This is a genomic window from Geomonas sp. (assembly GCF_056994735.1).
In genome coordinates this window covers 1-7,457 of sequence record NZ_JBXKJL010000058.1, presented here as the reverse complement: position 1 = coordinate 7,457, position 7,457 = coordinate 1, and the positions used below count along the sequence as shown (strand labels likewise).

The window sequence follows — 7,457 nt, the reverse complement described above, 5'->3', positions numbered from 1 at the left end:
TGGGAGGCCAGCACAAGGGTCAGCACGTTTATCGCTCCCTTGGCGGCTGAATAGGCGGCGACGTCGGGGTAGGCGACACGGGTGACGCAGGATGAGACGTTGATGATCCTGCCGTTATTGCGCATCCGGGGCAGGGCCTTCTGCATCATGAAGAAGGGGCCTTTGGCGTTGACGGTGAATACCTCGTCGAAGAGTTCCTCGGTCGTCTCCTCCACCGTGCCGCTTTTGCCGATGCCGGCGTTGTTCACCAGCACGTCGAAACCTTCTTCTCCCGTTTCCTTTTTGATGATGGCGTCGAGTTCATCGTAGAGGTACGAGATGCTGGAGACCTCTCCCACGTTTCCCTGCACGGTGAAAGCTTTCCCGCCGTTGCGCCAGATCTTGTGCACCACTTCCTCTGCAGCTTCCTTCTGCTTGTGGTAGTGCACCGCCACCATCAAGCCGTCCTGGGCGAGATTGATTGCTATCGCGCGGCCGATGCCGCGGCTGGCTCCGGTTACCAATGCGATTCTCTGTTTCATAGCTTCCTCCTTATCTCCCACCAAAGGAGCGTCCACCAAACCGGCTTAAGGCGACTGAAACCTGTTTCACCAGCAAATGTTACCACACGGCATCTGCATTATCGGATGCAGCCGGGAAAAAGGGAAGCGACGCATCTGCGCGATTCTCTTGACTATCCCGGCTCGGGTGCTAAAAGGAACTAAGGGTTTGGCCGAAGAAGGCTCTCCCGGAAGGGGAATGCTGGATGCGATCCAGAACGGTCCGATCATCATCCGCTGCAAGCCGTGCCACGGGTCTCGTCCCGGGAAACTCCACTATGACCAAGCCCCAAAGCAGGCACCGTTACCCGTCCCGCCGCTGGCCGATCCGGTACCGCTGGCACCGCAGGCTCCTCCACCAAGGGAAAAGGAGATACGTCAACATGATAACTGAGGGGATAAAGAGCTTCGTGGAGGGGATCGGGCATGCCTTCGTGGCTACCTGCGATGCAAAAGGGAATCCTCATCTCGCCGCCGGAAGAGGGATCGCCGTCACGGCCCGTAATATCCTGGTCTTCGAAGCCTGGTTTTGCCAGACGACGTTACGAAACCTTATGGAGAATCCGAAGGTCGCTGTGGCCATTGCCGACCCGATGACGGGAAATGGGTACCAGTTCACCGGTTATGTGGATAGGAGCGAGGATACGGCCCTTCTGGATGGCTACCTTCCAGGAGGCGAGCCTCCGGGACTGCCGCAAGTGCAGTGGAGGCTCGAGGTAAGGGTTGAAAGTGTCTTTTCGTTCACAGCTGACGCGCATTCCGACCGGCCGTTGGGATAGCTATCTTCTCGGCTGCTCTTTTTTTCCCGTCAGATTCCCCAACAGTTGCTCGGCGAAAGGGATGTCTTCTTCAGCCACTTCTATCTCTCTCGGAATCCCTGTTCCTTGACGGGAAGCGGCCACGAAATACTCGATCCCGCCTTTTCTCAATATTTCCTCGACGCGTGCCAGATCCGCCTCATCCTTCGGGTCATAAAACTTTGTCATGTTATTCCCCCCTTCCTGTTGATCCTTCCCTTCTCTTTGATTCTCATTTTACTACGTACCGGGACAAAACCCCATCCCTTGCTGAGGTGGAACCCCATCCCCCTCCTGACCTCCCCCTTGAAGAGGGAGGTTCATAGACTGAACTGAGTAGCGCTAATCTTCGTTACGAGATTGTCATCCCCGAATGCCCTTATCGGGGATCCAGATTTCACGTCTTATGAGCTGGATTCCCGTTCAGTATAGCTTCGGGAATGACAGTTTTGGAAGGAAGATTGGTACGGTAGACTGATGTCCCTGATGGCGCTTCTACGTCTGGTGGTGGGCGTTCACAGCGTGAGGTCGACAATGATGACCAGGAACAGGAGGAGGATATAGCCGATGGAGCAGCGGAAGGCGGCGCGGTAGTTGCCGCCGCTGGTCATGAAGTAACGGCAGGCAAATAGGTAGCAGCCGGTGACCAGGGAGGCGCAGGTGGCAAATATATCCGAGCAGGGACCGAGGTGCCAAAGCAGCAGAGTTGCCGGCATCAAGGCTGCGACGCCGGCATAAATGCAGGTCCTGGTGAAACGATCTCCCATCACCAGGGGGAGTACCGGAACCCCCGCGGCCCTGTACTCCTCGCGATGCGACAGCGACAGCAGCCAGAAATGGGGTGGCTGCCATATCAGCATGATCAGGAATAGCGACAAGGAGGCCAGGTCCGGGTTCGGGTTGACGGCAGCATGGCCGATCAGGACGGGAAATGCGCCTGGAAGACCGCCGAGGACGGCTGCCCAGGGGGTATGACGCTTGAGGAAGAGCGTGTAGTAGAGGGTGTAGCTGAGGGCGGCGGCGACCAGCAACAGCGCCGTCCTAGATGACAAGAGCGCGCAGGCCATGGCAACCGACGCGGCGGTGAGGGCGACTGCGGTCGCCAGTGCCCGCCCTGTTCCCACCCGTTTCAGCGCCGCCGATCTCACCGTCAACCGCTCCATCTGCTCGTCCATGCGCCGGTCGACGACGCTGTTGATGACGGCGGAGCCGGCCGCCATAAGGAGGAGGCTGACCACGCAGGAAATCCCTGTCTTTATCTCCGGAAGACCTCTTCCGGCCACCACCATGCCGGTATACCCCGACAGCGTGACAGCTGCCACTATCCCGGGTTTGGCCAGGATCAAGAAGGCGCCACAGGTCCCGGAAAAACCCCGCGTCTCCTTCAGCTGGAGGTGATTTCCCGCGGCGGTTCGGATCATTCGGGCTGTTCCGCCGGCTCCCGCATCTGCTTGAGCCAGATCCGCAGGCTCATCCAGATGATAGCGAGCGTCATGCCGAGGTGCAGCGAGGTGATGGGATAGCTGAGGCCGGACAAGACCACGGCAGCCCCCACGCCGATCTGGACCGCCACCAGGACCATCAGGATCAGGAGGTCGGTGTGCCGCTGCTTCAGGTGCTTGTCCAGGATGGAGGTGAGGTAAAGGGCGACGGTGGTGAGGAAGGTTCCGAGGGCGAGGAGACGGTGTGAGAAGTTGGTGGCGACGGGACGGTCCCAAAGTGGCGGCAGCAGGTGCCCCTGGCAGGTCGGGAAGTCGGGGCAGGCGAGACCCGCCGCGGAATGGCGCAGGTAGGCGCCCAGCGAGGCCTGGAAGTAGACTATGACCAAAACGGAAAAGATTAGGCCCGCATACCCGGAAACCGAAATCGTCGCAGGACGCGTCTCGCCGTCGCAGACGGCCATGTAAAGGACCAGCAGAAAGACCGCCAGGCCGATCATGAAATGGACCGTCGTCACCTGGACCGGGAGGCCCAGGAGCACCACGATGCCGCCCAGCAGTATCTCCAGGGCGATCAGTCCCAGTGCCGTCAGGGGAATCCCTTTCTGGAATCCCTGGTAGGACGGCAGTCGCTTACGGACCAGGAGGATCAGGAAGATGGTCGCCAAGGCGGCGATCACCCTGTGCAGGAACTCCATCCAGACGTCGAGCCGCAACGGCGGCAGGAACTGGCCGTGGCAAAGCGGCCAGTCCGGACAGGCCTCTCCGGCCTGCATGCCGGCGACCAGGTTGCCCCAGATGAGGAGTAGGAAGAAGAGTCCAGCTGTCACTCGGCCCAGCATGTCGCACCTCCGGGAAATGGGGGACTGGGGACTGCAACCAGTCCGGGTCTTGTCTCAACGAAGTCTTTGCGCCAGTAACCGGTCGATGGACCAGCGGCCGCCGCCTGCTATGATCAGGGCCAAGGTGATGGTTATGGCAAGGATGTGATATTCGAAACCCTCACCCGCCTGCTTGCCCATCCAGTTCATGAAGAACCCGTTCTTCCAGTGTACCAGCGCCACTGCGCCGATCATGTCACAGAGGATGCCGAAGGCCGCGATCCTGGTGAGAAAGCCGAGGATCAGCCCCACCGCCCCAAGGGATTCGGCTATGATCACCAGCAAAGCCAGGGCTGCGGGTATGTGCATATGGGTGGTGAACATGGAGAGCGTCTGGCTGAAGCCGGGCCCGCCGAACCATCCGAGCACCTTCTGTGCCCCGTGGGGAAACATCGCTAAGCCCATCCCGATCCTCAAAACCAGGGTCGGCCAGCTGTCATCGGTCTTAAATAGGCTGTACATGGATTCTCCTCCATTCGCTCCCACCGCCAAGATGACCATCAACGGGTGAGAGTATCGACCAGGGTCCCGACGATGATCAGCGCCAGGATCGCCAGCGGGAAGATGGCGAAGCCCAGCACCAGCTTGATCTCGTTACGCAGGTGCATGAAATAAAGCGCTACCAGTGTGGCTTTGACGGAAGCGATGATGAGAGCCACCGTGGCGTTCCAAAGCCCGAGGTTGAAAAAGGAGACGGCCACGGTCACGGCGGTCAGCACCAGTAGCGACGCCCAGACGATCAGGTAATTCCTGTAATGTCCCATAGCCACCTCAGCCTATCAGGTAGAGCAGGGGGAAGAGATAGATCCAGACCATGTCGACGAAATGCCAGTAAAGGCCGGTGATCTCGATCGGCGTGTGGTAATCGGCGGAGAAGAAGCCCTTTTGGGCGCGGATCAGCAGCCACACCATCACCAGCATACCGAAAATTACGTGGAGACCGTGCAGGCCCGTCATCATGAAGTAGAGCCCGAAGAAGAGGTTGCTCCTTGGGAAGAGGCCGTGACTGAAGTCCTCACTCCACTCGACGTACTTGACCCCCAGGAATCCCGCCGCCAGTGCCAGGGTGAGGGCGATGCCGATCTTCATCAGGCGGACCTTGCCCTGCCTGATCCCGGCGATGGCGATGGCCATGGTCAGGCTGCTGGTGAGGAGCAGGACGGTGTTGATCGCCCCCATCACTCGGTTCAGCTTCAGGTGCTCGTGATGGAAGAGATCGGGATAGTCCAGGCGGAAGACCGCGTAGGCTGTGAAGAGCCCGCCAAAGAGGAGGAGCTCCGTGGCGAGAAATGCCCAGATGCCAAGCCTTGCGGCCACCGGCGCGCCTTTTTCCGCCTTTTCCTTACTTGACACTTGGTTCCCTCGTTTTCTTGCCGTAGCTGTAGGGCCAGTCGGTCACCGTGGGGATCTCCTCGAAGTTTTCCTCAGGAGGCGGCGAAGGGACCTGCCACTCCAGGGTGAGCCCGTCCCATGGATTGGCAGGAGCGACCGCTCCGCGTTTCAGGGAGCGGATGAAATTGAAGAACATGATGCCGATGCCGAGGAAGAGGACCCATGAGCCGACCGTGGCCAGGACGTTCAGTCCATGGTACTTCGCCGGATACTCAGCATAGCGCCTGGGCATCCCCTGCATCCCGAGGATGAACATGGGGAAGAAGGTCAGGTTGAAGCCGCTCACGATCAGCCACCAGGCATGCTTGGCCATCCTCTCGCTCAGCATGCGGCCGGTGATCTTCGGGTACCAGTAGTGCAGCCCGGCGAAGAGCCCCATCACCGTCCCCCCCATCATGGTGTAGTGGAAGTGGGCCACCAGGAAGTATGTGTCGTGCACGTGGACGTCGGTGGCCAGGGAGCCAAGGAAGAGCCCGGTGAGCCCGCCTATGATGAAGAGGAAGATGAAGGTCAGGGCCCAGAGCATCGGCGAGTCGAGGGATATCGACCCCTTGTAGAGGGTGGCGATCCAGTTGAAGATCTTAATCCCGGTGGGCACGGCCACGAAGAAGGTGAGGAAGGAGAAGATGATCCCTGCCGTGGTCGACATGCCGCTCACGAACATGTGGTGCCCCCAGACCAGGAACCCGATGAAGGCTATAGCCAGGGCGGAGTAGGCGATGGCCTTGTAGCCGAAGATCGGTTTTCTTGAGAAGCAGGGGATGACCTCGGAGATGATCCCCATGGCCGGCAGTATCATGACGTAGACCACTGGGTGGGAATAGAACCAGAAGAAGTGCTGGAAGAGGAGGGGATCGCCCCCCTTTGCCGGGTCGAAGAAGCCGATGCCGAAGATCCGCTCGGCCGCCAGCAGGATGAAAGTGATGCCGATGACGGGGGTGGAGAGGACCTGGATCACGCTGGTGCCGTACATCCCCCAGATGAAGAGCGGCAACCGGTACCAATTCATGCCCGGTGCGCGCAGGGTATGGATGGTCACGATGAAGTTAAGGCCGGTGAGGATGGACGACATCCCGACCATAAATAGGCCGAAGGCGAGGATCGTGACCGCCCCGGCGCTCTGGGTGGAGAAGGGGGTGTAGAAGGTCCAGCCGGTATCGATTGGCTGCACCAGCGAGACCAGGGTGATGATGACCCCGGCGACGAAGATCCAGTAGCTTAACAGGTTCAGACGCGGAAAGGCCACGTCGCGCGCGCCGATCAGGATCGGGATGAAGAAGTTCCCCAGCGAAGAGGGGATGGCCGGAATGATGAAGAGGAAGATCATGATCGCGCCGTGCATGGTGAATAGCACGTTGTAGGTGTGGTCGCTGAAGAGCGCCGGCCCGGGGGAGAGGAGTTTGAGGCGCAGCAGCATGGCCAGGATCCCTCCCACCAGGAAGAAGGCGTGGGTGGTGATCAGGTACATGACGCCGATGCGCTTGTGGTCTAGGGTGAAGGCCCAGGAGCGGAATCCCTTGTGTGCCAGGTAACTTTCCGTATGGCTCATTGCTGTCCCTCGTTTTAATTGCACCCTTCGACAAGCTCAGGGCGAACGCCTCCACGCCCTTCGACAGGCTCAGGGCGAACGGCTCGACGCCCTTCGACAGGCTCAGGGCGAACGGCTCCACGCCCTTCGACAGGCTCAGGGCGAACGGCTCCACGCCCTTTGACAGGCTCAGGGTGAAACGGCTCCAAGCCCTTCAACAGGCTCAAGGCGAACGGCTGGATCTCAAGGTCGGTCCCTGCTGAGCCTGACGAAGCTCGCGATCGCGGTGAAATACCTCTGCTGAGCCTGCCGGAATATGTTAGATGATTCGTGCTCATCTTGTGGAAGCTCCTGATTATCATGAAACCGTTCGGCTGAGCCTGCCGGAATGTGTTAGATGATTGGCGCTCATCTTGTGGAAGCTCCTGATCATTGTGGAACCGTTCGTGCTGAGCCTGTCGAAGCACGCAAGCTCCTCTTTCCCTATTTCAACGTCTTCATGTAATCGATGATGGCTGCGATCTCGTCGTCCTTCAACTGCCCCTTGAAGGTCGGCATGATCGGCTGGAAACCTTTCACCACCTGCTCATTGGGCTCCTCTATCGAGTCCCTCAGATATTCCTCGTCCGCCTTCACCTTCTTCCCGTCGGAAAGCTCCACCGTGCTGCCGTAGATCCCCTTGAGGGTGGGGCCGATCTTCGGCGTTCCGTCTATGGTGTGACAGCCGCCGCAGCCGCTGCTCTCGAAGAGCGCTTTGCCTTTGTCCGCCAGCGTCTGCGTCCCTGGCTTCGCCTTCTGCTGCTCGCTCTGTTGCCAGGCGAGATAATCGCCTTCGGGCATCACGATGAGGCTCGCCCGCATTACCGAGTGACCGGTGCCGC

General features: G+C 59.5%; 11 protein-coding genes. 2 read left to right on the top strand and 9 right to left on the bottom strand.

Going from position 1 to position 7,457, the window contains the following annotated elements; genetic code table 11:
* Positions 1-521: SDR family NAD(P)-dependent oxidoreductase (locus AC11W3_RS02840; RefSeq protein WP_484092449.1), on the bottom strand; the 521-nt coding region annotated here is incomplete at its 3' end.
* A gap of 296 nt (positions 522-817) precedes the next feature.
* On the opposite strand from AC11W3_RS02840, the gene AC11W3_RS02835 reads away from it, so the two are divergent.
* Entirely contained in the window at positions 818-1,318 is a 501-nt protein-coding gene (locus tag AC11W3_RS02835; protein WP_484092448.1) for a pyridoxamine 5'-phosphate oxidase family protein, read from the top strand.
* On the opposite strand, the gene AC11W3_RS02830 is transcribed toward AC11W3_RS02835, so the two are convergent.
* The 7 genes from AC11W3_RS02830 to ctaD form a co-directional block, all read right to left on the bottom strand.
* Complete coding sequence (locus tag AC11W3_RS02830) at positions 1,319-1,525, bottom strand: putative signal transducing protein (protein ID WP_484092447.1); 207 nt, start codon at positions 1,523-1,525, stop codon at positions 1,319-1,321.
* 326 nt (positions 1,526-1,851) lie between these two features.
* Positions 1,852-2,757 carry a heme o synthase gene (gene cyoE / locus AC11W3_RS02825; protein WP_484092446.1) on the bottom strand — a complete coding sequence of 302 codons (906 nt, stop codon included), beginning with the start codon at positions 2,755-2,757 and terminating at the stop codon, positions 1,852-1,854.
* The gene (locus AC11W3_RS02820) at positions 2,754-3,617 is read right to left on the bottom strand and encodes a COX15/CtaA family protein (RefSeq protein WP_484092445.1); all 864 of its coding nucleotides are present in this window, start codon (positions 3,615-3,617) and stop codon (positions 2,754-2,756) included. The genes cyoE and AC11W3_RS02820 overlap by 4 nt, the downstream gene beginning before the upstream one ends.
* A 54-nt stretch (positions 3,618-3,671) precedes the next feature.
* On the bottom strand, positions 3,672-4,118 hold the full coding sequence (locus AC11W3_RS02815) for a DoxX family protein (RefSeq protein WP_484092444.1): 447 nt from the start codon (positions 4,116-4,118) through the stop codon (positions 3,672-3,674).
* Positions 4,119-4,156: 38 nt separating this feature from the next.
* Positions 4,157-4,420, bottom strand: coding sequence for a cytochrome C oxidase subunit IV family protein (locus AC11W3_RS02810; RefSeq protein ID WP_484088638.1), 264 nt, complete (start codon positions 4,418-4,420; stop codon positions 4,157-4,159).
* Positions 4,421-4,427: 7 nt separating this feature from the next.
* Positions 4,428-5,009 (bottom strand): cytochrome c oxidase subunit 3 family protein, encoded by a 582-nt coding sequence (locus AC11W3_RS02805; RefSeq protein ID WP_484088637.1) that lies wholly within the window; start codon positions 5,007-5,009, stop codon positions 4,428-4,430.
* Positions 4,999-6,597, bottom strand: a complete 1,599-nt coding sequence (ctaD, locus tag AC11W3_RS02800) for a cytochrome c oxidase subunit I (RefSeq protein WP_484088636.1) — start codon at positions 6,595-6,597, stop codon at positions 4,999-5,001. Before ctaD ends, AC11W3_RS02805 begins: the two co-directional genes overlap by 11 nt.
* Between ctaD and AC11W3_RS02795 the strand changes: the two genes are divergently transcribed.
* On the top strand, positions 6,570-6,839 hold the full coding sequence (locus AC11W3_RS02795) for a hypothetical protein (protein WP_484088635.1): 270 nt from the start codon (positions 6,570-6,572) through the stop codon (positions 6,837-6,839). The genes ctaD and AC11W3_RS02795 overlap by 28 nt on opposite strands.
* 220 nt (positions 6,840-7,059) lie before the next feature.
* Here AC11W3_RS02795 and AC11W3_RS02790 read toward each other — a convergent pair.
* On the bottom strand, positions 7,060-7,457 hold a 398-nt coding region (locus tag AC11W3_RS02790), incomplete at its 5' end, for a c-type cytochrome (RefSeq protein ID WP_484092443.1).